Here is a 25,792-nt window from a genome sequence, read left to right on the forward strand (position 1 = left end):
AAACAAAAATTTTCTTCATAAATTTGAAAAGTAAAATCTAATTATGTCAGTTCCTGAAAATTTCAATAAAATAAAAGCATTAATTCCTGAAAATGTAGAATTAGTAGCGGTTTCTAAATTTCATCCTATAGAAAAAATCAAAGAAGTTTATGATTGTGGGCAGCGTGTTTTTGGTGAAAACAAAGTTCAAGAGCTTCTTACAAAAGTAAATGAACTCCCATCAGATATCCAATGGCACTTGATAGGACATTTACAAACCAATAAAGTGAAATACATTGCTCCTTTTATAGACACTATTCAAAGTGTGGATAGTGAAAAAGTACTTTTAGAAATCAACAAAGAAGCAGTCAAAAATAATAGAAAAATAAAAGTTCTGCTTCAAGTAAAAATCGCAGAAGAAGACACCAAATATGGTCTTGAAATTCAGGAAGCAAAAGAAATTTTCAGCAATTATTTAGAACAAAAATACCCGAATGTAGAAATTACTGGATTGATGGGAATGGCTACTTTTACCAATAACAAAATCCAAGTTAAAGCGGAATTTATGGTTCTAAAATCACTTTTTGATGAACTGTCAAAATTCAAAAAATTAGAAAAACTCTCTATGGGCATGAGTGATGATTTTCCATTAGCGATAGAATGCGGGGCAAATTCAGTAAGAATAGGTTCAGCAATTTTCGGGATTAGAAATTATTAAATTTTTCTTTTATGTCTCTAAAAGTGTCAAAATATAGAAAAATCACATTTTTTTTGATAAAAACATCAAAATTCTATCAATAAACGCAAAAAAAATTAACTAAATTTGCCTTATGCAAAAAGTATTAATCGTAGAAGACGAAAAAGCCATTTCTGGCGTCCTTCATAGCATTTTATCAGACGAACTTACAGATTATGAAATCTTAGTGGCAGAAGATGGGCTAGAAGCCTATAAATTATTAGAAAAAGATGACTTCGCACTGATAATTTCTGATATCAAAATGCCTAAATTATCCGGTTTAGAACTTCTAAAACAAGCTTTACAGTTGAAGCCAGACACTACTTTTGTGATGATATCTGGTCATGCAGATATAGACACTGCAGTAAGTGCTCTAAAAGATGGTGCTTATGATTTTATCTCGAAACCCATTGACATCAACCGATTGATTACCAGTGTAAGAAATGCATTAGATAGAAAAAACTTGGTACAAAAAGCCAATACTTTACTTAAAGAAAATACTCAACTGAAGAAAAAAGTGAGCAAAAAATACCAAATGATTGGTCAATCTGCGGCACTTTCAAAAATTCAGGAAATGATAGAAAAAGTAGCACCTTCTGATGCTAGAGTACTTATTACCGGACCAAATGGAGCTGGTAAAGAATTGGTAGCACACGCTATTCATAGCCAAAGTGAGAGAAACAGAGGACCAATGATTGAGGTAAATTGTGCCGCTATTCCTTCGGAACTCATTGAAAGTGAATTATTTGGCCACGTAAAAGGTTCTTTTACAGGTGCTATTAAAGACAAGCAGGGTAAATTTGAACTCGCCAATGGTGGCACTATTTTTTTAGATGAAATTGGAGACATGAGTTTGGTGGCTCAGGCAAAAGTATTAAGAGCTTTACAAGAAAGCAGAGTTTCGCCAGTAGGAAGTGACAAAGAAATAAAAGTAGATGTAAGAGTGATTGCCGCTACCAATAAAGACTTAAAAAAAGAAATAGAACAAGGAAAATTTCGTGAAGATTTATTCCATAGATTGTCCGTAATAGAAATTTATGTACCAGCGCTAGACGAAAGAAAAGAAGACATTCCGCTTTTGGTTGCTCATTTCGCACAGGCTATTGCAGACGAACAAGGGAATGCCGTGAAAGCTTTCGACCCAAAAGCCATAGAAGCTTTACAAGAATTTAGTTGGACAGGTAATATCAGAGAACTGAGAAACGTAGTAGAACGTTTGATTATTCTCGGTGCAAATCCTGTAACTGTAGAAGATGTAACTGCTTTTGTAAGAAAATAATAATCCCTAAGACGGAAGATTTAACAAAAATATATAAAACCATACTAGTTTGTGTGGTTTTTCTTATTTTTAAATTTCAAAACCAAAATCCTAATGGCCAAAAAAATTATAGTACTAGCCTCTATAGTCCTGTTTTATACCGCATACAATTATCATGTGAACAAAGGCTTTCCACTGATTGTTTTTCTTGTTTGTTTGAGTATTATAGCATTTTCAATAGCAAAAATATATTCAGATAGTGCATTAAATGATGAAAATACTTTTGAAGAAACTGAAAAAAAATTTGATAAAATCAATAACAATGATGGCATTTTTGAATACAAAAGTGATGGATTTTACCTAAAACAAAATAAGACTAGAGAATATATTAAATGGATAGAAATAGAAAGTGTGATTTACTTTGATTATCATATCCTTAAGAATGTAAATAGTACAGGTATTGAGATTTCGACTTCCCATAAAATCTATAAAATTCATAATAATGATGAACGAAGTATGGGAATTGAAAAATTCGAAAATGAATTGAATAAAAACATCAACAAAAATGAATTGTATGATTCTGAAGTTTTGTCAGATGGTTCTTCAAAAACTCCTCTTTATATAAAATCAAAAATTTAAACTTCGCTCAAAAATCAATTAAATTAAATGGTTTTTCTTAATTTTATGCTTTAAAATAAATTCATGAAAAAAATAGGTTTACTTTTCGTAGTCATTAGTCAGATTGCTATTGCACAAACTTTCACCAAAATAGATACTTTAAAAGGTTCTGATACTAAATTCAGAAATTTTTGGGATGTTAAAAAGTATCGACTTTCTGTAGAGCCCAATATTTCAGAAAAATCTTTGAAAGGAAGCAATAAAATTGAATTTACCATTACCAAAGACATCCTTAATCCTACGTTTCAAATAGACCTACAACAACCTATGAAAGTAGAGAAACTTATTGCAAGTTTTCCAACGGTTGACAGCTACAAAAGAGATGGAGATTTTATTTACATTAATGCCAAAAAGAAATTTAAAAAAGGTGAAAAATACACCATAGATATCGATTATTCAGGAAATCCTAGAATTGCAAAACGTGCACCTTGGGATGGTGGTTGGGTTTTTACTACCGACAAACAAGGAAATCCTTGGGTTACGGTAGCGCAGGAAGGAGACGGAACTAGCCTTTGGTTGCCTTCTAAAGATATCTGGAATGACGAACCAGACAATGGTGTAGAAATGAAAATTATCACGCCAAAAGACTTAACAGGTGTAGGAAATGGAAAATTGATTTCCAAAACTACAGAAAATGACAAAAACGTTTTCGTTTGGGAGGTTAAAAATCCTATTAATTTGTACAATTTAGCTCCTGTGATTGGGAAATTTGCTCATTTTTCTGAAATCTACGATGGCGAAAAAGGAAAGCTCAATTGCGATTATTATGTTTTGGATTATAATTTAGAAAAAGCAAAAATTCAGTTTCAACAAGTGAAATCTATGTTGAAATCTTTTGAATATTGGTTTGGTCCTTATCCTTTTTACGAAGACAGTTATAAATTGGTAGAAACGCCCCATTTAGGAATGGAACATCAATCTAACGTTGCCTATGGCAATCATTATCTAAATGGTTACTTAGGAAACGACCTATCAGGAACTGGTGTGGGCTTAGCTTGGGATTTTATTATCATTCACGAAAGCGGACACGAATGGTTTGCCAACAATATTACCGCAAAAGACCAAGCTGATATGTGGATTCACGAAGGATTTACTTGTTATTCTGAAACACTTTACACAGAGAGTTTACTCGGAAAAGAAAAAGCGGAACTTTACATCAAAGGAATTAGAAATAATATTCAAAATGACAGTCCTATTATTGGAAAATATGGCGTAAGAAATGAAGGCAGTGGCGATATGTATTACAAAGGTGCAAATATGTTACACACCATTAGAACTGTAATTAATGATGATGAAAAATTCAGACAAATTTTAAGAGGTTTAGGTAAAGATTTTTACCATCAAACGGTAACTACAGTGCAAATTGAAAATTACATTTCTACAAAATCTGGAATTAACTTTTCTAAAGTTTTTGACCAATATCTCAGAACCACCCAAATCCCAACTTTGGAATATTCTCAAGAAGGAAATATCCTGAAATACAGATGGACAAACACCGTAGATGGTTTTGATATGCCGATTAGAATTAACGGAACGGAAACGATTTCGCCATCGAAAGATTGGAAAACAATGAGTCTAAAAGATAATTCTGATGTAAAATTTGATGATAATTATTACGTGAAATATCAAAAAAATTAATGCTAAATATTCAATGACTTTCGGCTCCAAACGGAGCCAATTTTTTTTCAAAAAAAAGATTTTTAATTCTTTAACACCCCGACTTCGCTTCGTTCAGCCACCCCTCTGAAAGAGGGGAACCTACTCTACTCCAAATATTAGGATTTGAGTACAATTCTAAAGGTAGTACCCTTTCCTACTTCGGATTCTGCAATTTTGATATCGCCATTGTGGTATTCTTGTATCACACGCTTTGCCAAAGACAAACCTAATCCCCACCCTCTTTTTTTGGTAGAATAGCCTGGCTTAAAAGCATTTCTAATTTGTGCATTGCTCATTCCAGAGCCAGAATCTTTGACATCAATCAAGATATTTTTGTTCTTATAATAAAGATTTATGGTCAAATTTCCTTCGCCTTTCATTGCATCTACAGCATTTTTAACCAAATTTTCAATCACCCAACTTATCAAAATTCTATTGTGAGGAGTAAGAACTTCTGATGAAGGAGTTTTTAAATCAAAAATTACTTTTCTGGAAATTCTTGACTTTAAATAATCAAAATTCTGTTGAATGGTTTCCTTTAAATTCAAATCATTCAACTCAGGAACCGAACCAATTTTAGAAAAACGCTCAGAAATGGTTTTCAAACGATTGATGTCTTTATTAATTTCTACCAAACCATCATCATTTCTGTTTTTATCGAGTTTCATAATCTCAATCCAACCAATCATAGAAGATAACGGCGTGCCAATTTGGTGTGCTGTTTCCTTTGCCAAACCTGCCCAAAGCATAGATTCATCGGATTTTTTAATCGTTCTCAAAAACCAAAACGAAAACAATAAATAAGCTCCAATAAATAGCGCCAAACCATAAGGATAATACCTGAGATAATTTAATAAATCTGAGTTATCATAAAAAACAAATTGATTGTTAAAATTGGGCAACTGAATTTCGAACGGAGGATATTTATCTTCCATTTCACTAATTTTTTGCTTCAGTTTTTCGGGATTTTTCAGAATATCATCCGTAATATTTTTACTTTGAATTAAGTTTTTATTCTTGTCTGTTACAATAATGGGAATGTTTTCGTTTTCATTGATTACATAGAGAGAAAGTTCATTAAGTCTAGAGTCAAAATCCTCATTATCTTGCAAATATTTCATTGCGGTAGCCAGAGATTTTATCCTTTCGGATTCTTTTTCTCTAAGATGATTAATCAGAAAATTAGAAGACACCGCCAAACCAATTACAATGATGGTAAGGACTGTAAAAACAAACCAATTATTAATTTTAGAAAGAAGGTTTTTTCTCAAAACGACTTAAATATTTACGACTTTTGATTTACAATTTACGATTTAAAAAATTAAGCTACTTCAAAACGTTTAAAACATTATAGAGTGCATTACTAAGGTCTGTTGCCTGATAATTATTCATAATAATAGAAAAAACATAGTTTTTTCCTGTTGCAGAAGTGTGATAACCAGCAAATGCTCTGCTGTCTTTTATGCTTCCACTTTTCATTTTCATCCCGTTTGCCATTATTGGGAAACCATCATAATAAGCCGAAAACCATGGTTGTTTTTTTGCCCAAAGTAATGCCTGAACTTCTGCTTTTGCCGAAGCGTAATTCTGTGGCGAAAGTCCGCTTCCGTCTACAAAATTAATCATTCTTTCGTCAATTCCTCTGAATTTCCAGAAAGATTTAAGGTATTTTATACCGCTTTCAAAACTAGGATTTCCTGTTTTTTCTTTCGCCATAGTTTTTACGAAAGTTTCCCCAAAAAGATTGATACTTTTCTTTAAAAACCAATACACTATTTTGTCTAAGGTAGGCGATTTATATTCTAAAATCACTTTATCATCAGGAAATGAAATCGGCTTTTCACCATTGATTACTTTTTCAGAATTAATCATTATTTTCCCTTTGAAATCTATATTTTGTTTTTTCAATTCCTCTGCTATTTCTATTGCCAATTGCATGGGTGGATTAGGCATTGCGCCAGAAACTTTCATCGCCTTTGCAGGCAAACTTCCGTTGATATGGGCAAATTCAGAATAGGGCGAAGTGTAGATTATACTCTTGTCAGAGCTGCCTTCTGCTCTTAATTCATTGACCCACTTTACATCATTCAGGTATGAAAAATTTTTAATTTCTTTGCCAAAAGTATTGACTTCGAAAACATTCTCTCGCCAGTTTACGCCCCAAACTCCAGCTCCGTAATAATTGCCTATATCATTCCAAGGCCAACCACCAGGTATTTTTTGAAAATCAAAAAAAGTATCATCTATAACTATATCTCCTGAAATTTTAGAAATTTTGTTCTTTTTTATGGCTTCTATTACTTTTTGTTTAAAATTTTCTGCTTTATACCCATCAAACCTGTCATTTCCTAAAGTAGGATCACCGTTTGAAGTAATGTATAAATTACCATCAAAAGCTATTTTGGTCTTATATTGATAATCCTTCCCCAAAGTTTCTAGAGCAGCAGCTGCAGTAAAAACCTTCATGGTAGAAGCAGTAGAAAGTCCTTTTGTGGATTGATAATCGTAGATTTGATTGCCATTTTCGTCTGTTACATAAAAAGATAAACTTCCAGAAAACATAGGTTCAGATTCTAAAAGTTGTTTTACTTTATCATCCAACTGTTCAGAAATTGGTTTTTGAGCTAAAAAAGCTTGAGAAACAATAAAAAAAAGTAAAAAAAGACAATTCTTCATTTGGAAGTGATTTTAAATAAAAAAACTACTATTCAATTCAAAGATAAATAAAAATATCTTCCGGGAAATCGTAAAAGACAAATAGTATTTAAAATAGCGAATAATCGCAGTATTTACAATTATCAAATTCACAAAATAAAATCTGATTTTTATCAATTTTTCAACAATATTGTATTTTTTAACAATTTTTAACGCAAATTATATGTACATTTGTTTCAACAAAAACATAAAACTTAAAAATCATGGCATACACAATTGTTGGGCTTTTTCCTAGCCAAGAAAATTCGAAAAAAGTTTCGGAAGGTTTAGAAAATATAGGCTTTAAAAATGAAGATTATATTATCTATTTAGAAGAGAAAAAACCAGTGCATAAATCTTTTTGGGCTAAACTTTTTACTGAAAATATAGACGAAGAAGCAATGAATGTAGATTCTCTGATCGTAAGTGTGGGGATCAACAATAATGACGAATTAGAAAATGCTAAAAAAGTTTTTAAAGACAACAGTGTAGTTAATATTTACACTTTAGAAGAATTAGACTTCGGAAAAGCAGTTGACCTAGAGTATGTAAAAAAAGTGGTTGCGCTAAAAGCAAAAAGTTTAATCTATGCTATGCCACAAGCCAAAACTTCTAGCACAGACATCCATACAGGTATCTCATCTGAAGTAGGTTCATAAAATCGAAATTTATCTAAATTATTTCATATCAAATTAATTTTTTCTACAAAACCCGAATTTTGGTTCGGGTTTTTTGATTTTTAACAATCATTAACGATAGGCATTGATGCAATTTTTGTATATTCGTTAAGTTAAAATCACAATTGAAGATGGTATATGATATAGAAAAAGAAAATAAAGAAATTCAGCAACGGTACAAAAACCTGATTTCTAATACTTATAGAACCCTGGATGAAGAGCAAAACAAAATTATACGTAAAGCTTTTGATATCGCTTTAGATGCTCATAAAGACCAGCGAAGGAAAACAGGTGAACCCTACATCTATCATCCGATAGAAGTTGCCAAAATTGTTGCCAACGAAATAGGATTAGGTACTACTTCTATTGCTTGTGCATTGTTGCATGACGTAATTGAAGATTCTGATTATACCTATGAAGATTTAAAAAAGATTTTTGGAAAAAAAATAGCAGACATTGTAAATGGACTTACCAAAATCTCGGTAATGAACCATCAAAACATCTCTGTACAATCCGAAAATTACAGAAAACTTCTTCTTACACTTTCAGAAGATTTCAGAGTGATTCTCATCAAAATTGCAGACCGTTTGCACAATATGCGAACGCTAGAAAGCATGAGAGATGACAAACAGAAAAAAATTGCTTCAGAAACGGTATACATCTACGCTCCTCTAGCCCACCGTTTAGGTTTGTACAATATTAAATCTGAACTTGAAGATTTATCTCTTAAATACAACAATCCTGATGTTTATTATGAAATTGCAGATAAACTAGAAGTTGCAAGAGACCAAAGAGAAAAATACGTAGAAGAATTTAAAAAAGAAGTTTCTGAGCAGTTGAAAGAAGAAAATCTAAACTTCACCATTAAAGGTAGAGCCAAAGCCATTTCTTCTATTTACAGAAAAATGCTCAAGCAAAATGTCTCTTTCGAGGAAGTTTATGACAATTATGCCATTAGAATCATTTACAAATCTGATGCCCGAAACGAAAAATTTATCGCTTGGAAAATTTATTCTATTGTAACAGACTTATACCACAGCAATCCGCAAAGAATGAGAGATTGGATTACCAACCCGCGTTCTACAGGCTATGAAAGCCTTCATCTTACCGTTTTAGGGCCTGATAAAAAATGGATTGAGGTACAAATTCGTTCTGAAAGAATGGACGAAATTGCCGAAAAAGGAGTTGCGGCTCATTACAAATACAAAGAAGGTTTCAAACAAAATAGTGATGATAGAAACTTTGAACAATGGGTTACCCAAATAAGGGAAGTTATAGAACAACAACAAAACCTCTCTACTACAGAACTTCTAGACAATATCAAACTAAATCTATACTCTAAGGAAGTTTTTGTTTTCACACCCAGAGGCGAGATTAAAATATTGCCAGTAGGCTCTACTGCATTAGATTTTGCATTTTCTGTACACACAGACTTGGGAATGAAATGTCTTGGAGCTAAAGTAAATGGCAAATTAGTTCCTATTTCTTATGTTTTACAAAATGGTGACCAAATAGATATACTTTCTTCGCAAAACCAAAAACCCAAACAAGATTGGCTAGATATTGTAATCACTTCTAAGGCAAAATCTAGGATAAAAGCTGCGCTCAACTCCGAAAAAAACAATCAAGTTACAGAAGGTAAAGAAATTTTCTTAAGAAAATTAAGACATGCCAAAATTAATTATACCGAAGAAGAGGTCAATAATATACAACGATATTTCAACCTAAAAACTTCTCAAGACTTATTCTTGAAATTTTATGATGGCACTTATGATACCACAGACCTTAAAAAATATGTAGATTCTAAAAGTGCTATCAAAACATTTTTACAAAAATTTAGAAAATCGTCTCCTACTGCTTTTGAGGAAGCTCCTAATACCGATTTAGACTTAATTGTCTTTGGAAAAGATGAAGAAAAACTCAATTACACCTTTGCTAAATGTTGCACGGTAATCCCAGGTGACAAAATTTTTGGATTTATCACCATTTCTGATGGCATCAAAGTCCATAATGATAGTTGCCCTAATGCTATTAATCTGCGTGCTAATTATGACTATAGGGTAATGCCTGCAAAGTGGGTAAACGAGCAAAGATACAGCAGTAGAGTAAAAATAGAAATAGAAGGCATAGACAGAAAAGGGTTGGTAAACGACATTACAGAAGTGATTAGTAATGCCATGAATATAGATATGAGAAGTATTTCTATTGAAAGTCATAATGGTATTTTCTTAGGCACCATCACACTAGAGGTAAAAAATAAAAATCAACTAGAAGAAACCCTGAAACAACTAAAAGGTGTTTTTAGTGTAACAACCGTAAAAAGAATGTAAGCCATGATTATCACCAATTATTTCAAAAAATTCTTTCAAATTGCACAATCCTCAGGAAATTTACTCATTATCTGTGTAATCTTATCTCTTATGATTGCTAACTCTTCTTTAGGAAGTAGCTTTCAAGAATTATTAGATTACCAACTAGGAAGTTACAGCATTAGCCTTTGGATTAATGATGGATTGATGACCATTTTTTTTCTATTGGTAGGATTAGAGATAAAACGTGAAATTTTAGAAGGAGAACTTTCTAGTTTTAAAAACGCCACGTTGCCCATATTTGCAGCTCTTGGCGGTATGCTAGTTCCTGCTGCTATATTCTATTTTTTCAATCAAGGTTCTAAGTACGAAAACGGCTGGGGAATTCCTATGGCTACAGACATTGCATTTTCTTTAGCTATAATTTCTATGTTGGGAAAAAGAGTTCCGGTTTCTGTCAAAATTTTTCTTACTGCTTTGGCCATAGTAGATGACTTAGGCGCTATAGTAGTTATAGCAATTTTCTACACCGAAAAACTCGAAACAAATTACCTTTTGCTTTGCGGCTTGGTGATGCTTATTTTAGTGGCATTAAATTTCTTTAAGGTCAAAAGACATATTTTTTACTTAATTCCAGGAGTTTTCCTTTGGTATTTTATGCACCATTCTGGTATTCACGCTACAATTGCAGGTGTATTATTAGCATTTACCATTCCTACTAATGACAGTGACACAGAAATATCTCCGTTAGAAAAACTAGAAGAAAAACTTCACACGCCAGTAAATTATTTTATAATGCCGATTTTTGCATTGGCCAATACCAATATTAAATTTCATGATGGTATGGTAGATGGGCTGTTTACCAACTTTGGTTATGGAATTATCTTAGGCTTGGTATTAGGAAAAGTAATCGGTATCAATCTGTTTTCTTTTATCGCCATCAAATTAAATTTGAGTGATTTGCCTAATAATAGCAAATGGTCTCAAATGATAGGAGCAGGTTTATTGGCAGGAATTGGTTTTACTATGTCTATTTTTATTGCTTTACTTTCTTATAAAAATGACATAGAAATTCAAGATGAGGCCAAGTTTGCTATTTTGGTAGCATCTGCCCTATCGGGATTTATGGGATATTTTTTATTAAAAGCGATATCTGACAAATACGATTCTCTAGAACACGATTAAGTGTAGCCTTTATCAATAATAAAAACAGATTTAGAAAAAAATTGTATCTTTACTCTCCGATTTTTTAAAATGGAAAAAGAATTAAAAATTAAATTTTCTCAGATAGCAATTAACGATTTATCAGAAATCGAAAGACAACTTTTCGAATCATCTAAAAAAGCAAGAGAAAATGCTTATGCTCCGTATTCTCATTTTCATGTAGGCTGTGCCGTACTTTTAGAAAATGGCGAAATCATCACCGGTAATAATCAAGAAAACGCAGCATACCCTTCTGGATTATGTGCAGAAAGAGTGACTATTTTTCACATAGGAGCTAACTATCCTGATGTGAAAATCACTAAATTGTTTGTCATAGGAGGCCCGTCTAGATTAGCAACCTTCAATACCGCTACTCCACCCTGTGGAGGATGCAGACAAAGTTTACTAGAATACGAAACCAAGCAAAACCTTCCTATAGAAATCTATTTTTCTGGGTTAGAAGGCAGCGTTTATAAATGCAATTCTGTAAAAGATTTACTACCATTTTCTTTTGACGCAAGTTTTTTATAAAATATTGAAAATCCATCAGTTCACCAATTGATGGATTTTTTATTAAAAATAGTTTCATCAATCTTAAATTAAAATATATCTTTGCATTGCTTTTGGTTCCCGAAATATCGGGATGTAAAAGGGAATTTGGTGTAAATCCGAAACTGTCCCCGCAACTGTAAATCGTATAAAAGTCGGAAGTCTGAAAGAATACCGAAGTTTATTAATTTTCTACAAAAAAGCCATTGTTTCATTTTTAAACGAGATGAGAAGGCGTAGAAAATGCGAAAGTCAGGAGACCTGCCAAAAACAATCCAAAAAATCAATACTTTCGGAGGAAAAGTAGAGAAATTCAAAAGAATTCACTTGATAAAGTGTTTTCTAAAATTTCTGTATTACTCTTTTTAGAGGCATTGATTTTTAGAATGTTTAACTAAAAATCAAAAAAAAATGAAGAAAAACCTAGTCTTTGCAGGTTTATTATTTGTGACGGGCGTATCGCAAATGACTGCACAAGAAAAAGAAGGTAACATACCCGAAGTTACCATTGCTGCAAAATCTAACCAACAATTGCACAAAACCGGAAAAAATGTACAACTCATTACTTCTAAAGATTTAGAAAAGTACAAAGGTCAAAATCTGAGTGAAGTACTATCCCAAGTTTCTGGTTTTCAAATCACTGGAAATTTAAATAACAATACCGAACCAAAATCTCTGAAAATAAGAGGCGGAAAAATGGCAAACGTAGTTGTGTTAGTAGATGGAGTTCCGCTAAAAGATGTTACAGGAAACGATTATAACGCAGTAGATTTAAGACTTTTTGCCGCTGAAAACATTGAGAGCATTGAGATTCTAAACGGCGCATCATCGGTTTTGTATGGTTCTAATGCTACGGTATCTGTAATCAATATCAAAACTAAGAAAAACTCACAAAAAAACATAGAAGGCAGAATTGGAGCTAGAATAGGTAGTTTTGGTACTTTTTCTCAAAACGCTCTAGTGAACGGAAAAATAGAAAAATTTAATTATCAAATTACTGGTTCTAACGAAAAATCAGACGGAATTTCTTCGGCTGAAGGACCAGATTCTTTCGATAAAGATGGCTACGAAAAACAAAACATTAATACCCAATTTGGCGTTCAATTAGGAAAACTTAACTTGAATTTTAATGGTGGTTATCAGCATCATTTTTATGATTTTGACAATGGTGCTTTTTCAGATGGAACGTACAGAGGAAATGACGAGCAACTTTTTGGAGGTATCAATGCTCAATTTCAATACGAAAAAGGAAATTTAGTCTTCAATAGCAGAATTAATGGAAATGATAGATTGGTACAAAATTTAGCGGGCAATTCTTACCAAGACCAATACAGCTACAAAGGAAGAAACATTTTTACCGAACTTTACAATCAGTACAAAATCTCAGAAAATATTAATGTAGTAGGCGGATTACAATATGAAGTTCAGAATTTAGGCTCTGAAAATTTACCTTGGGGAGGTGCTGCTTTAGAAGATGTTTTAAACTTTGACAATACCCGAGTTTCCACTTTTGATGCTTTTATTAATACCAATTTACAAATTTCTGATTTTCATTTGGATTTAGGCGGAAGATTAAATAATCACTCTAAATACAACAGTCATTTCGTATATAGCATTAATCCCTATTATCTGAAAAACTTAGAGCAATATTATTACAAAATAGGATTCTCTTATGCTACGGCATTTATTGCGCCTACGTTGTATCAAACGTATGGTTCTTTGCCTTATACCTTGGCTAATTTTGATTTAAAACCAGAAACCAACAGTTCTTACGAAATTGATTTTAGCATAGGAAAACCAGACCAAAGTTTTGTGATCAATGCAAGTGCTTTTCTACGAGAAGAAAGAGATGTTTTTGCATACCAAACAGTAGATTTTACGACTTATGCAGGTAAATTCTTAAATGTGGACAGAAATAATATAAGAGGTTTAGAATTTGGGTTAAAATATAAAATCAACGAAACAGTTAATTTCGGAGGGAATTTTAGTTTTGCTGAAAAAAGTAATGTCGCAACCAGATTGCGTGCTCCTAAACAAAGAGCTAATGCATTTGTAGAAGTTCTTCCTTTTAAAAATAGCAGAATCAATATTGCTTACCAATATGTTTCTAAGAGAGACGATGCGTACTACGATAGCTCAACATACAGTACCCAAAAAGTAGTTTTAGATGCATTTAATTTATTCAATGTAAACATCAATCAAAAATTGGGAAAAAACGTTGAAGCTTTTGTTAATGTAAGTAATTTATTCAATACCAGTTATGTAGATGTTATCGGTTTTAAGACAAAACCAAGAGCTTTTACTTTAGGAATTGATTATAAATTTTAGATATCATTCATTTGTGTTTATGTGTTAGCTTCGAAGGACTTCGGTCTTTCGGAGCTTTTTATTTGCTTTTATCATCTATCATAATTGCATTCTCATCTGTATTTTCTAGAAATTCTGGAATATCTTGATGAAATTCTTCTACATCTTTTTTAAGTTCATCTGCTAAAAGTTTTTCCATTCTCAATTTTCTGAAAGCTAGGTTTAATTCATTTCCTAAAAGTAGAAGAATCACATTAAAATTCACCCAAATCATTAAGATAATAATAGAACCTATAGAACCATATAGAACGTTATATCTGGCAATTTTACTCACATAAAAAGCAAACAAATAAGTGGTTACAATAAATAAAATGGTAGAAAAAATAGCACCAGGAATAGCATACCTGAATCGTGTAATTCTCTCTGTTCCTACCCAATAGAAAAGGGCCAACAAAAAGAAATAAAACAACGGAAAAGAAATAAAACTGATGATTTTGGTAAGATTATCAACTAACCATGTAATATCATATTCTGGGGTAAAAAGCTTAAGTACCACTTCAGAATAATAAATACCCAAAAGAGAAAGAAAAATAATGCTTATAAAACCAATAGTAATAAAAAATGAGGTTATATATTCCTTAACATCACTTTTTTTCTCTTCTGTATGTTCATTAAAACCATTAATCAAAGAAAAAGTTCCGTTAGTAGCAAATATTAGGGCAATAACAATCGTGAAATTACTGATGCTCTTCATATTTGGGATGATACTATTTTGAATATAATTAGACACATCTGCTTGCATATGCGCAGGAAAAACCTTGTGCATTAATACTTCAAAAATATAGAACTGAAGCTTGTCATAATGTGGTAAATACGGCAAAATAGACAACAAAAAGAGAATAAAAGGGAACAAACTGAGAAAGAAACTCCAAGAGATTGCTGCGGCTTGTCTCAAAATTTTATTTTTAAAAATACCTTCACCGTATATTTCAAACATTTTCCAGAGTGAAATTCCCAAAATCGGAATATGCAATTCATCTAAAAAACGGTGAATTTTTAAAATAAATGTAGGGGTTTTGAGGCGCATTATTCTATATTTGCAATACACAAATATAATAATAAATGAGAATAAACCTACTTTGTATCGGGAAAACAGATGACAAAAAAATCACAGAACTCATCTCCTATTACATTGCTAGATTGCCAAAGCATTGGAATTTTGAAATGATAGAAATTCCAGATGCTAAAAATGCCAGAAATTTAAGCGTTGATTTACTAAAAAAGGAAGAAGCTAAATTATTCTTTAATCAAATAGAAAACTCAGATCTAGTGATTCTTTTAGACGAAAAAGGCAAAGAATTTACCAGCCGAGAATTTGCTCAGAAACTGAATCATTATCAAAACAATTCCATCAAAAGAGTTTGCTTTTTAATCGGCGGAGCTTATGGTTTTTCTGATGAAATATATAGTAGAGCTAATGAAAAATTGTCTCTTTCTAAAATGACTTTTACTCACCAAATGATTAGATTATTTTTCGTAGAACAAATCTACCGAGCAGACCAAATCTTGCAAGGAAAACCTTATCATAATGATTGATGTTAGATGTTGGGAATCAAATTATTCAAACCACTTCAAACTATTTCAAACTTTTATTAACAACTTTCAAAGCTAAAAAAGAAAAGAAGATTCCTAAAACAATTCCCATAAAAGCGCCGAAAAGTACATCTCCAGGAAAGTGCATTCCTAAATAAATTCTACTGTAGGCAACCGTAGAAGCCCAAACTAGTAAGAAGTAAGGCAACCATTTTAGTCTTTTCCCCAATAAAATGGTCAAAAATGTTGCTATAAAAAAGGAATTAGAAGAATGTGCAGAATAGAAGCCAAATTGAGCACCGCATTTCACTTCTCTTATTAAACCTTCTAGTGAAGGGTCATGACAAGGTCTTAATCTCTCGAATCCGAATTTAAAAATATTGGCAATTTGGTCTGATGCCGTAATGCCTAATGCGATGAAAAGAAGAATGTATAAAAAAGATTTTCTGCTAAAATTTTTGAACAAGAAATAAAGAAAAATGATATAAAGTGGAATCCAAAACCACTTCTCAGAGACTAAAATCCAAAATTGGTCAAAAGTAGAATTTCCTAAATTATTTAGGAAAATCATGGCTTTTTTGTCTTCTAAAATAATTTCTTCCATTATCTACTTACTGGCCCATTATAATCATCACTCAATTGGTCTATTTTCTCTTCTGTTGCTTTATTAGAATCAGATGCATTAAGGTCAAACTGCTTTCTTAGGTCAAGTTCTTGCTTTATTTTTTCGGTTGGATCATATTCTTGAGCTGCTTTTTTCACTTTTTCGATTTCTTTTTTAATTTCAGAAACCGGGTTATCTGCCTCTTTCATTATTTCAGATTTTACATCTTCCATGGCATCTTTCATTTTTCTTACACCTTGTCCTAATCCTCTTGCGATTTCAGGGATTTTATTTGGGCCAAAAAGAACAACGATTACCAAAGCAATCATCAACATTTCTCCAAAACTTAGTTCCATACTACTAATATTTTATAGGGTACAAATTTATTCTATTTTTTCTTTTGAAAAGCAAAATATACAAAAAATACGCTGGCAAACATTAAAATAAATCCTAAAAAGAATGGTGCACCAGCAAACTGAAAAGGCGCAGAGTTATGCGTAAAGTAAAAAAACAAATTGGTCATCAGCGGAGGCCCAATCATAGAAGTTAGGCTCATTAAGCTTGCTAAGGTACCTTGTAACTCACCTTGTTCATTTTTAGGAACTTGAGTAGAAATCACAGATTGTAATGCTGGTCCTGCAATACCGCCCAATCCATAGAAAATGAGTATGGCAAACATCATCCATTCTTTTTGTGCATAAGCAAACATCAGCATACCCATGGCATAAATAGACAATCCATAATAAATACTTCTTTCATTGCCAATTCTTGGATTAAGATATCGTATCAATCCTCCTTGTACCAGAATAGCCATCACTCCTGAAACACCTAATGACAATCCTACCATCTTAGAATCCCAATTGAATTTAAAGATGGTGAAATAAGGCCAATTGGTTTGTATGGCATGACCTGCAATATAAACTAAAACCAAAGCAACAATTAAATTTAAAATCTGAGGATATTTTTTTAATCTTAATAATGCACCAAAAGGATTGGCTCTCTTCCAATCAAAATCTCTTCTGTGTTTTTTATCTAAACTTTCGGGTAAAAGAAAATAACCAAAAACAAAATTAATTAAGCATAGTACAGAAGCTGCATAAAAAGGAACTCTAGCTCCATATTGCCCCAATAAACCTCCCAAAACAGGACCTATAATGAATCCTAAACCAAATGCCACCCCTATTAGACCAAAATTTTTGGCTCGATCTTTATCTGTAGAAACATCTGCTATATATGCTGTGGCTGTAGTAATACTAGCTCCTGTAACTCCAGAAAAAATTCTTCCTACAAAAAGCCAAAAAATATTGGGAGCTATAGCTTGAATTAAAAAATTAATAGAAAATCCAAGTAAAGACGCTAAAATGATGGGTCTTCTTCCAAATTTATCACTAAGACCACCCATAACCGATGCAAAAATAAACTGCATAGAAGCGTACATAAGCACCAAATATCCCCCGTACTTTGAGGCCAAACTAATGTCACCTCCAATTAATTCTTCTATCAGTTTTGGAGCTACAGGAATGATGATTCCCCAACCTGTAATGTCTATAATTAAGGTGATAAAAATAAACCAAATCCCGACTGTTTTTTTTGAACTTTCCATTTATTTAATAAAAACGAATTTACACTTTTTCTAATTAAAAAATAACTTCCAATAAAAAAGCGCTCCGAAGAGCGCTTTTATCTATATGTTAGATGTTGTCCTTTCGTGTGGAGATTCCTCTTTACCTGTCTTAAGGAATTCATATGCTAATGCAGAAGCGATGAAAACTGAAGAATAAGTACCGAAGAAAATACCTAGGAATAGCGCAAACATAAATCCTCTAAGGTTCTCACCTCCGAAGAAGAAGATGGCTAAAATCACTAGAATTACAGTGAAAGAAGTATTGAATGTTCTACCTAATGTACTAGAAATAGAATCATCAAATAAACCTGCCAATGTAAGAGATTTTTTCTCTCTAAGATATTCTCTAATTCTGTCAAATACAATCACGGTATCGTTTATCGAGTAACCGAGGACGGTAAGAATAGCTGCAATAAAATCTTGGTTAATTTCCATATTAAATGGCATCATATTCTTGAAGAACGAGAAGAATCCAAGGATAATAATCGCATCATGCGCTAAAGCTGCTACAGCACCTAGAGAGAACTGCCACTTATCAAATCTAAATAAGATATAAATGAAAATCCCTAACAAAGATGCTAAAACGGCAAGAGTACCCCCTGTTTTGATATCATCAGCAACCGTAGGTCCCACTTTAGTAGAAGAAACCACTCCTACTTCACCTTTATTGGCATCCTTAAAATCATCCAAAGTAGTTTTTGCAGGTAAAAATTGTTTTAATCCTTCAAAAAGTTTTTGTTCAATATCTAAATCTGCTGCTACTGATTCGTCGTTAATTTTATAATCGGTAGTAATCTTTAATTGATTATCACTACCAAAAGTTTTTACATCTACAGCTTGTTGCTCTCCTTTTTCAACAAATAATTTAGCCAAAGACTCGTGAGCTTTTGTAGATTCTATATTTTTATCAAATCTAACTACATAACTTCTACCTCCTTTGAAATCTACCCCGGTTTTGAAACCTAGCGTTACAATAGAAATAATACTAGCAATGGTAAGAATAGTAGAGAATACATAGGCATACTTTCTTTTTCCAATAAAATCTATCCAGATATTTCTGAACCAATTTTTAGTCACTGGAGTCCAAACAGAAAGAGATTTACCTTTATTTAATCTATGGAAAATCATTACTCTAGATAAAAGTACCGAAGTAAAGAAAGTCATAATCAAACCAATACCTGTAGTTACCGCAAATCCTTTGATAGGACCTGTACCAAAAATAAATAATACTAAAGCAGTAAGCAATGAAGTAAGGTGACCATCTATAATTGCACTTAGTGCGTGTTTGAAACCATCTGTATATGCTTGTTTGATGGATTTACCAGCAAATAATTCTTCTTTGGTTCTTTCGTAGATAATTACATTGGTATCCACTGCAATTGCCATGGTAAGTACAATCCCTGCGATACCAGGAAGCGTAAGTGTAGCATTGATGGAATCCATGATACCAAAAAGGTAAAACAAGTTGAATATCATGGCAATAATCGCATAAACACCAGCACCACCATAGTAGAAAATAATGTAGGCAACGATAATTAAGAATGCGATGAAGAAAGACATTAACCCAGAATCAATAGATTCTTGACCTAAAGAGGGCCCTACTACATCAGACTGAACCACTTTAGCAGAAGCAGGTAATTTACCCGCACCTAGAACATCCGTTAAATCTTTAGCTTCTTCTTGAGTAAAGTTACCAGAAATCTGAGATCTACCACCTGTAATTTTTTGATTAACATTTGGAGCGGTATACACGATATTATCTAGCGTTACAGCAACAGGTTTACCTACGTTTTTCTCAGTAAGAGTAGCCCAAGATCTAGCACCTTCGGTATCCATTTGCATATCTACCACTATTCTACCTAAGTTATCATAGTTGATATTGGCATTATCTACTGCACCATCTACTGGAGCTTTCCCGTTGATATTACCTCTGATTGCAAATAAAACTAAATTGTCTGGGCTTTCAGTTTCTGGTTTGTAAGCCCACATAAATTTTGTAAACTTAAGATTAGCCGGTCTTAATTTTATTGCAATATTGCTATTGATAATTTTATTTATCGCAGCAGTATCAGATAATTTAATATTCCCTACTCCAGCTTGTCTTAGAGACTGTAGCTGTAGCATATTCATTAAATTGGTGTTTTTAGCAACACCAATAGAATCTGCTTTTAAAGGAACAATTTTAGATAATTGCTCAAGATAAGGATATACTTCGTTGATTTGTTGTACTTCCCAGAACTGCAATTTTGCAGAAGTAGAAAGCATTTTTTTCACTTTATCTTTATCTTTGATACCTGGCATTTCTACCGCAATTCTACCAGTTCCAGGAACACGTTGTACATTTGGTTGTACGGCGCCCATTTTATCAATTCTGGTTCTTATTACCTCGAAAGCTGTACCTACAGAAGCATCAATTTTCTTTCTGATGATAGATTTTACTTGATCATCAGTAGTATTGAACTTAATTTCGCTACTTAATTTTTGGGTTCCAAAAACTTCTGGGCTAGCTAATTTCAGGTTAGCACCTTTAGCTTTGTTAAGTTCTTCAAACTGAGTAAAGAAATCTTCGATATAAGGTTTTGTAGAATTTCTCTGAACTAAATCTGTTTTGTCTAGTGCTTCAATCACGATAGGATTGGTAGAATAATTGGTTAAATCATTCACCAAATCTCTTTGATTAATTTCTAGTAAAACATTAATACCCCCTTTTAAGTCTAGACCAAGCTTCATTTCTTTTTGCTTAGCTTCAGGGTAATTGAGTTTAGTAAAACCTAAGTTTAAGGTATCCTTAGAAAGACGTGCTAATTCTTTATTATACTTAGCTTCATCATCTCCTGCAATAGCTTTTGCTTCTTTTTCTATCTTGCTTGCATACCAAGTTGGCAGTAATTCATTGATACAAATAAGCCCAAGAACAATTGCTACAATCGTAATAAGTCCTTTTCCTTGCATTGTTTATAGTTTACAACATTTAAAATTATAGTCGGCAAATATAATGATTTTCAGTTTAAATAAGAATTTTGTTTACATGATTTTTTGATAAATAGCAAAATAAAAAAATCTTTGATAAATCAAAGATTTAAATATATGTTAATCAAATAAATTAAATTAAAGCTTACTTCTTGTTATTATCCCATTCTTTAAGCAAATCCTCAAAAAATGATTTCACTTCAGCTTTACTACCTTCTACACTTACTTTAAAAGAGGTACCGTCTATTTTGTTAATCATTAAATATGGACAATACGTTAATCCAGCGTTGTAAATAGTGTCAATAGACTTTATATCTTTATAAAATGCAGAATAAATTACATTTTTACTTTCATCTTCTTTATCAATCCAATATTTTGCAACCCTTTTATTCGTAAAAAAATTCCCTGAATTTTCTTTTCTATACTCTGAATAAAACTTAATAATTTTTTCATTTTCATCTATAAGATTTAAATCCTGTATTAAGCTAATATTAGATTTATTCAAAGTATCATTAGTTTCTATTTTATTACAAGAAACTAACAAAACTAGAGAAACAAAATTTATTAAAAATGATTTCATAATATAAAATTTCTCTCCCAATCTAACACTCTAAAACTCTTCCACAAAAAATTAAACCGTCATAGAAAACAGCCTCGTTTCAGGCATTTTTCTCATCATTCTCAGGTCAAATGCCATGGCAACATTTCTGGTAAAAACTCTGCCTTTTTCTGTAATTTTTACAAAATCTTCTGACAATTCTACCAAACCATCTTCTTGCATTTCCTTTAATTTTTCTAATGCTTCTGGCAATTCTGCAAATGTATTTTTATCCGTAAACTCGGTTTCTAAATGGCACATCAGATTGAGAATATGTCTTCTGATGATTAAATCTTCTTCGTTTAAAATATGTCCTCGGAAAACCGGAATTTTGCCTTCTTCCACTCTTTTTTGGTAATCTTCTACTGTTTTTTCGTTTTGTGCAAAACCATACCAAGAATCCGAAATCGCAGACATCCCCAAACCTACCATCAATTGCGTATTGCTAGAAGTGTAACCCATAAAATTACGATGCAGCTTTTTTTGAATTAAAGATTGGTACAAATCGTCACTTTCTAGAGAAAAATGATCCATTCCCACTTCTATATACCCTAAATCTTCCAGCAATTTTTTTCCGTTTTCGTAAAGTTTGCGTTTTTCTTCGCCGCTTGGCAAATCATTTTCATCAAAACCTCTTTGCCCAACTCCTTTTATCCAAGGAACGTGAGCATAAGAATAAAATGCGAGTCTATCTGGCTTTAATTCGAGGGTTTTTCTGATGGTCAATTCCATAGCTTCCCAAGATTGATGAGGCAACCCAAAAACCAAATCGTGAGAAACACTTTTGTAGCCAATTTCTCTTGCCCATTCTGTCACGTTTTTTACATTTTCGAAAGGTTGAATTCTATTGATGGCTTTCTGAACTTTTAAATCATAATCTTGCACCCCAAAACTGCATCTTCTGAATCCTAAATCATATAAAGTTTGCAAATGTTCTTTGGTGGTATTGTTTGGGTGACCTTCAAAAGAAAATTCTGGATTTTCGGCTATTTCTACGGTACTAAAAATTCCTTCTAATAAAATTTTTAAGTTTTCTGGTGAGAAAAAAGTGGGAGTACCTCCACCGAGATGTAATTCTTTTAATTTGGGAGTAATTGAGTGATTGAGTGATTGAATCTCTTCCGAATTCGGACTTCCGACTTCGGACTTAAACAAATCAAGGTACAACTTCCACTCCTTCAAAACACTTTCTAGATAAGGCGTTTCTACCGAGTGTTGTTTGGTAATTCTTTTATGACAAGCGCAAAAAGTACAAAGATTTTCACAAAACGGAAGGTGAATATAGATAGAAATTCCTTCTTCTGCATTGCTTTCGTTAAATGCTTTGATGACCGTATTTTGCCATTTTCCTGAAGAAAAACTTTCGTTTTCCCAATACGGAACGGTAGGATACGAAGTATATCTAGGTCCTGGAATATTGTATTTATCGATGAGTGAGTTCATATTATGAGCTACGAGTTATGTGAATTAAAATTTTGAGAGAGCAAAAGTACAAATTTTATTTCCCACAGATTACACAGATGTTCATAGATTTTTTCATCGATTATTATCCGATTTATAAGTAATCATTTAATTAGAAAACTCTGCTTTAAGAATTCTATTTTTCCCTGCAAAAACCAACATATTTTCATCTATCCATTCTACTACGTAGAGATTTTTTTCTTCAGAAATCACTTTCCATGTTTGCCCAAAATCATTAGAATAAGAAATATCACCGTCACCAACCGCTATTATTTCTTTTCCACCAGAATTTGGTCGGTATTTAACACAGGTTTTATACCCAGAATTTTTACCAGAAGCTACGCTTTGCCAAGTTTCTCCTCCGTCTGAAGTTACCGCAATATTATTAATGTTGTCCTTTTGTTGGGTATAATCTCCACCAACGGCAATTCCTAATTTTTTATTGTAAAAATCTATAGAATAAATTCCTGTAGAATTGGCTCCGTTTACAAATGGCGTACTAAAAACATCCCAATGAAAAGGCTTGTCCCAAGTGAATTTAAAAATCCTAGAAGTTTTGCCACCTGTTGCAATCCAAACGGTATTTCCTATGGTAGCAATATTGGTATTGCTGGCCGCAAAATGAGCTTCGCCATCATTATACAATGGGATAATTCCGTCATCTTGATTGTAATTTTTCTTGGTGAAAATTCTAAAATGCGCTTTATTTTTTTTGGTAGGGTCACTTATGGCGATTCCTCTTCCGTTTTTATCATAAGAAAAAGCATCGTAAAATGCGGTTCTAAGGGTGTCTTTATAAAAAATTTCGTAAGATAAATCTCTTTTATCAATTTTGTAAAAATATGCTGGACTTTCTATATTAGCTGTGTAAAGCAATTGGTCATAATGCGCTAAAGTCCTGAATTCTATTTTTTCTTTTGATAACCTCACTTGCTTTTTTCTGATGGTGTCTTTTAGATGTACATAACCTAGCTTAGCATCTGTACCTGCATAATAAACCTTACCATCTACAATCTGTATGGCTCTAATGCTGATTTTATCTTTTAATAAAAGACTAAAATCAAGTTTCTGAGCATTGAAAACTTGAAAACACAAAATCAATAAAACTGCTATTTTTCTCATAAATCCAAAAATAAAAAAAATTCCGCAACGGGTGCGGAATTTAGTATGATGAATTTTTAATCTTTATCGTGTAAATCAATATCAACATCTTGTAATGGTTCTTGCTCAGCTTTGAAAGTTTCTCCGAAGCCTCCATTTTGAAGCTTTGAGTGTCTTCTACTGTATAAGAAATAAATAATAAATCCTAATACTAACCAAATAGCAGAATATGTTTGTGCTTCAATACTTAAGTTGATAATCAAATAAACATTAATTAAAATTCCACAAACAGCAATTACTGGTAGAGCTGGTACTCTGAAATTTCTCTGTAGATTTGGTTCTTTTACTCTCAAAACCCATACTGCCACGCAAACCATTGTAAAAGCAAACAAAGTTCCGAAACTTGTCATATGTGCTAAATCATTGATTGGTGTAAAAGCAGCTACGGTAGAAATAAGCCCTCCTAAAATCATTAAGTTTTTGCTTGGAACACCCGTTTCAACATTTACTTTAGAAAATGTTTGAGGAATTAAACCATCTTTAGACATTCCTAAGAAAATTCTAGACTGCCCCATAATCATTACCATTAATACAGAAATAAGTCCTACTGTAGCAGCAATGGTAATAATATAACCAGCCCAAGCCTGACCAGCAATATCAAAAGCATAAGCAACTGGTGCTTTTATAGCATCTGGATATTTACCTAGTGGATTAAAATCTGAATAATGCATCATCCCTGTTAAAACCAATGATACTAAAATATATAGTAACGTACAAATTAATAAAGAAGCGATAATGGCAAACGGTACATCCTTCTTAGGATTAATAGCTTCACCAGCTTGTGTAGAAACTGCATCGAAACCTACATAAGCGAAGAAAATAGCAGAAGCACCAGCAATAATACCAGCAACTCCGTATGCATTGTGAGAAACACCATTTTCTGTAATTACGGTTTGAGCTGGAATAAATGGAGTCCAGTTAGCTGGGTCTATAAAAAATGCACCTGCAACAATTACAAATATAATAGCCGCTACCTTTAGCATTACAATAAAGTTATTAGCTTTTGCTGCACCTTTGGTTCCTCTTAATAATATAGAAATAACTACTAATACGATTAAAAAAGCTGGTAAATTCATAGCAAAACCAGTATTTCCTGCTGCAGCATAAGTTTGAGGATCTGTAGTTAACCAATCTGGCAAATGTATACCAAACATTTTAAGTAATTTACCAAAATAACCAGACCAAGAAACAGCCACCGTCATAGAGCCCATTGCATATTCTAGTATCAATCCCCAACCAATAATCCAAGCAAAAATTTCACCTACTGTTCCATATGCATAGGCATAAGCAGAACCTTCTACAGGCAAAATAGATGCAAATTCTGCATAACACAAAGCTGCAAAAACACATGCAATCCCTGCAATTACAAATGACAATGCTAATGCTGGTCCTGCATTATAGTAAGCACCAGTTCCTGTGAGAACAAAAATCCCACCTCCGATGATTGCTCCAATCCCAATAGCCGTAAGACTCCACTTACCAAGAACTCTCTTTAGTTGACTTTTCTTGATATCTGCTTCATAGGCACTCATCGGTTTTTTAATCCAAATATTCGACATAATTTTTTTGTTTGTTAATTTTATGTTCCCAAAAATATGAAAATTTATGAATTATTAACACTTATAACTCAATTTTATTTGAATTAAATGAGAATACCCCTCAAAAAAATAAGTATTCGACACGAAATTTGTAATTTATATTTTAAATTCTTCTCAAAAACACTACTTTTGAA

21 protein-coding genes and 1 riboswitch are annotated in these 25,792 nt (G+C 32.5%); of the genes, 10 read left to right on the forward strand and 11 right to left on the reverse strand.

The annotated features are described in order from the left end of the window. The first annotated feature begins 43 nt into the window (after positions 1-43). From IEW40_RS03160 to IEW40_RS03175, 4 genes are all read left to right on the forward strand, one after another. Complete coding sequence (locus IEW40_RS03160; RefSeq protein ID WP_188616627.1) at positions 44-697, forward strand: YggS family pyridoxal phosphate-dependent enzyme; 654 nt, start codon at positions 44-46, stop codon at positions 695-697. A gap of 112 nt (positions 698-809) precedes the next feature. Beyond that, on the forward strand, positions 810-1,994 hold the full coding sequence (locus IEW40_RS03165; protein ID WP_188616628.1) for a sigma-54-dependent transcriptional regulator: 1,185 nt from the start codon (positions 810-812) through the stop codon (positions 1,992-1,994). Positions 1,995-2,087: 93 nt separating this feature from the next. Continuing rightward, positions 2,088-2,612, forward strand: a complete 525-nt coding sequence (locus IEW40_RS03170; protein ID WP_188616629.1) for a hypothetical protein — start codon at positions 2,088-2,090, stop codon at positions 2,610-2,612. Positions 2,613-2,675: 63 nt separating this feature from the next. Continuing rightward, a complete protein-coding gene (locus tag IEW40_RS03175; RefSeq protein WP_188616630.1) occupies positions 2,676-4,289 on the forward strand; it encodes a M1 family metallopeptidase in 1,614 nt (537 codons plus the stop codon). A gap of 137 nt (positions 4,290-4,426) precedes the next feature. On the opposite strand, the gene IEW40_RS03180 is transcribed toward IEW40_RS03175, so the two are convergent. Both IEW40_RS03180 and dacB read right to left on the reverse strand, forming a co-directional pair. Beyond that, on the reverse strand, positions 4,427-5,581 hold the full coding sequence (locus IEW40_RS03180) for a sensor histidine kinase (protein WP_188616631.1): 1,155 nt from the start codon (positions 5,579-5,581) through the stop codon (positions 4,427-4,429). Between the two features lie 55 nt (positions 5,582-5,636). Beyond that, positions 5,637-6,986, reverse strand: coding sequence for a D-alanyl-D-alanine carboxypeptidase/D-alanyl-D-alanine endopeptidase (gene dacB / locus IEW40_RS03185; protein ID WP_188616632.1), 1,350 nt, complete (start codon positions 6,984-6,986; stop codon positions 5,637-5,639). Positions 6,987-7,228: 242 nt separating this feature from the next. Here dacB and IEW40_RS03190 point away from each other — a divergent pair, with 242 nt between their 5' ends. From IEW40_RS03190 to IEW40_RS03210, 5 genes are all read left to right on the forward strand, one after another. Then, entirely contained in the window at positions 7,229-7,663 is a 435-nt protein-coding gene (locus IEW40_RS03190; protein ID WP_188616633.1) for a hypothetical protein, read from the forward strand. 149 nt (positions 7,664-7,812) lie between these two features. Next, the gene (locus tag IEW40_RS03195; protein ID WP_188616634.1) at positions 7,813-10,011 is read left to right on the forward strand and encodes a RelA/SpoT family protein; all 2,199 of its coding nucleotides are present in this window, start codon (positions 7,813-7,815) and stop codon (positions 10,009-10,011) included. 3 nt (positions 10,012-10,014) lie between these two features. Then, complete coding sequence (gene nhaA, locus IEW40_RS03200; RefSeq protein WP_188616635.1) at positions 10,015-11,175, forward strand: Na+/H+ antiporter NhaA; 1,161 nt, start codon at positions 10,015-10,017, stop codon at positions 11,173-11,175. A gap of 69 nt (positions 11,176-11,244) precedes the next feature. Beyond that, positions 11,245-11,724: a cytidine deaminase gene (gene cdd, locus IEW40_RS03205; RefSeq protein WP_188616636.1), complete on the forward strand. Its 480-nt coding sequence runs from the start codon at positions 11,245-11,247 to the stop codon at positions 11,722-11,724. A gap of 76 nt (positions 11,725-11,800) precedes the next feature. After that, positions 11,801-12,025, forward strand: a riboswitch (cobalamin riboswitch). Between the two features lie 128 nt (positions 12,026-12,153). Continuing rightward, entirely contained in the window at positions 12,154-14,070 is a 1,917-nt protein-coding gene (locus tag IEW40_RS03210; RefSeq protein WP_188616637.1) for a TonB-dependent receptor plug domain-containing protein, read from the forward strand. A 58-nt stretch (positions 14,071-14,128) separates the two neighbouring features. Here the strand turns inward: IEW40_RS03210 and IEW40_RS03215 are convergent, their stop codons facing one another. After that, on the reverse strand, positions 14,129-15,136 hold the full coding sequence (locus tag IEW40_RS03215) for a YihY/virulence factor BrkB family protein (protein WP_188616638.1): 1,008 nt from the start codon (positions 15,134-15,136) through the stop codon (positions 14,129-14,131). Positions 15,137-15,171: 35 nt separating this feature from the next. Between IEW40_RS03215 and rlmH the strand changes: the two genes are divergently transcribed. Continuing rightward, entirely contained in the window at positions 15,172-15,645 is a 474-nt protein-coding gene (rlmH, locus tag IEW40_RS03220; protein WP_188616639.1) for a 23S rRNA (pseudouridine(1915)-N(3))-methyltransferase RlmH, read from the forward strand. 40 nt (positions 15,646-15,685) lie between these two features. Here the strand turns inward: rlmH and IEW40_RS03225 are convergent, their stop codons facing one another. From IEW40_RS03225 to IEW40_RS03260, 8 genes are all read right to left on the reverse strand, one after another. Further along, positions 15,686-16,246, reverse strand: a complete 561-nt coding sequence (locus IEW40_RS03225) for a phosphatase PAP2 family protein (protein WP_188616640.1) — start codon at positions 16,244-16,246, stop codon at positions 15,686-15,688. Next, on the reverse strand, positions 16,246-16,602 hold the full coding sequence (locus IEW40_RS03230) for a Sec-independent protein translocase subunit TatA/TatB (protein ID WP_188616641.1): 357 nt from the start codon (positions 16,600-16,602) through the stop codon (positions 16,246-16,248). Before IEW40_RS03230 ends, IEW40_RS03225 begins: the two co-directional genes overlap by 1 nt. A gap of 32 nt (positions 16,603-16,634) precedes the next feature. Next, positions 16,635-17,849 (reverse strand): TCR/Tet family MFS transporter, encoded by a 1,215-nt coding sequence (locus tag IEW40_RS03235; protein WP_188616642.1) that lies wholly within the window; start codon positions 17,847-17,849, stop codon positions 16,635-16,637. Positions 17,850-17,930: 81 nt separating this feature from the next. Beyond that, positions 17,931-20,822, reverse strand: a complete 2,892-nt coding sequence (gene secD, locus IEW40_RS03240; protein WP_188616643.1) for a protein translocase subunit SecD — start codon at positions 20,820-20,822, stop codon at positions 17,931-17,933. Positions 20,823-20,985: 163 nt separating this feature from the next. Further along, positions 20,986-21,420, reverse strand: coding sequence for a hypothetical protein (locus tag IEW40_RS03245; RefSeq protein WP_188616644.1), 435 nt, complete (start codon positions 21,418-21,420; stop codon positions 20,986-20,988). Positions 21,421-21,471: 51 nt separating this feature from the next. After that, the gene (gene hemN / locus IEW40_RS03250; protein ID WP_188616645.1) at positions 21,472-22,881 is read right to left on the reverse strand and encodes an oxygen-independent coproporphyrinogen III oxidase; all 1,410 of its coding nucleotides are present in this window, start codon (positions 22,879-22,881) and stop codon (positions 21,472-21,474) included. A gap of 126 nt (positions 22,882-23,007) precedes the next feature. Continuing rightward, positions 23,008-24,021, reverse strand: coding sequence for a WD40/YVTN/BNR-like repeat-containing protein (locus IEW40_RS03255; RefSeq protein ID WP_188616646.1), 1,014 nt, complete (start codon positions 24,019-24,021; stop codon positions 23,008-23,010). A 56-nt stretch (positions 24,022-24,077) separates the two neighbouring features. After that, entirely contained in the window at positions 24,078-25,619 is a 1,542-nt protein-coding gene (locus IEW40_RS03260; RefSeq protein WP_188616647.1) for an APC family permease, read from the reverse strand. Between the last annotated feature and the right edge of the window lie 173 nt (positions 25,620-25,792).

Origin of the sequence: Cloacibacterium rupense (assembly GCF_014645495.1) — a bacterium.
GTDB lineage: Bacteria > Bacteroidota > Bacteroidia > Flavobacteriales > Weeksellaceae > Cloacibacterium > Cloacibacterium rupense.

Excerpts from the sequence above, each read along its gene's own strand:
- IEW40_RS03235 (WP_188616642.1), bottom strand. The coding sequence starts at position 17,849 with ATGGAAAGTTCAAAAAAAACAGTCGGGATTTGGTTTATTTTTATCACC.
- dacB (WP_188616632.1), bottom strand. The coding sequence starts at position 6,986 with ATGAAGAATTGTCTTTTTTTACTTTTTTTTATTGTTTCTCAAGCTTTT.
- hemN (WP_188616645.1), bottom strand. The coding sequence starts at position 22,881 with ATGAACTCACTCATCGATAAATACAATATTCCAGGACCTAGATATACT.
- IEW40_RS03260 (WP_188616647.1), bottom strand. The coding sequence starts at position 25,619 with ATGTCGAATATTTGGATTAAAAAACCGATGAGTGCCTATGAAGCAGAT.
- IEW40_RS03215 (WP_188616638.1), bottom strand. The coding sequence starts at position 15,136 with ATGCGCCTCAAAACCCCTACATTTATTTTAAAAATTCACCGTTTTTTA.
- IEW40_RS03175 (WP_188616630.1), top strand. The coding sequence starts at position 2,676 with ATGAAAAAAATAGGTTTACTTTTCGTAGTCATTAGTCAGATTGCTATT.
- nhaA (WP_188616635.1), top strand. The coding sequence starts at position 10,015 with ATGATTATCACCAATTATTTCAAAAAATTCTTTCAAATTGCACAATCC.
- IEW40_RS03190 (WP_188616633.1), top strand. The coding sequence starts at position 7,229 with ATGGCATACACAATTGTTGGGCTTTTTCCTAGCCAAGAAAATTCGAAA.
- cdd (WP_188616636.1), top strand. The coding sequence starts at position 11,245 with ATGGAAAAAGAATTAAAAATTAAATTTTCTCAGATAGCAATTAACGAT.
- IEW40_RS03225 (WP_188616640.1), bottom strand. The coding sequence starts at position 16,246 with ATGGAAGAAATTATTTTAGAAGACAAAAAAGCCATGATTTTCCTAAAT.
- IEW40_RS03170 (WP_188616629.1), top strand. The coding sequence starts at position 2,088 with ATGGCCAAAAAAATTATAGTACTAGCCTCTATAGTCCTGTTTTATACC.
- secD (WP_188616643.1), bottom strand. The coding sequence starts at position 20,822 with ATGCAAGGAAAAGGACTTATTACGATTGTAGCAATTGTTCTTGGGCTT.
- IEW40_RS03210 (WP_188616637.1), top strand. The coding sequence starts at position 12,154 with ATGAAGAAAAACCTAGTCTTTGCAGGTTTATTATTTGTGACGGGCGTA.
- IEW40_RS03245 (WP_188616644.1), bottom strand. The coding sequence starts at position 21,420 with ATGAAATCATTTTTAATAAATTTTGTTTCTCTAGTTTTGTTAGTTTCT.
- IEW40_RS03195 (WP_188616634.1), top strand. The coding sequence starts at position 7,813 with ATGGTATATGATATAGAAAAAGAAAATAAAGAAATTCAGCAACGGTAC.
- IEW40_RS03160 (WP_188616627.1), top strand. The coding sequence starts at position 44 with ATGTCAGTTCCTGAAAATTTCAATAAAATAAAAGCATTAATTCCTGAA.
- rlmH (WP_188616639.1), top strand. The coding sequence starts at position 15,172 with ATGAGAATAAACCTACTTTGTATCGGGAAAACAGATGACAAAAAAATC.
- IEW40_RS03165 (WP_188616628.1), top strand. The coding sequence starts at position 810 with ATGCAAAAAGTATTAATCGTAGAAGACGAAAAAGCCATTTCTGGCGTC.
- IEW40_RS03255 (WP_188616646.1), bottom strand. The coding sequence starts at position 24,021 with ATGAGAAAAATAGCAGTTTTATTGATTTTGTGTTTTCAAGTTTTCAAT.
- IEW40_RS03230 (WP_188616641.1), bottom strand. The coding sequence starts at position 16,602 with ATGGAACTAAGTTTTGGAGAAATGTTGATGATTGCTTTGGTAATCGTT.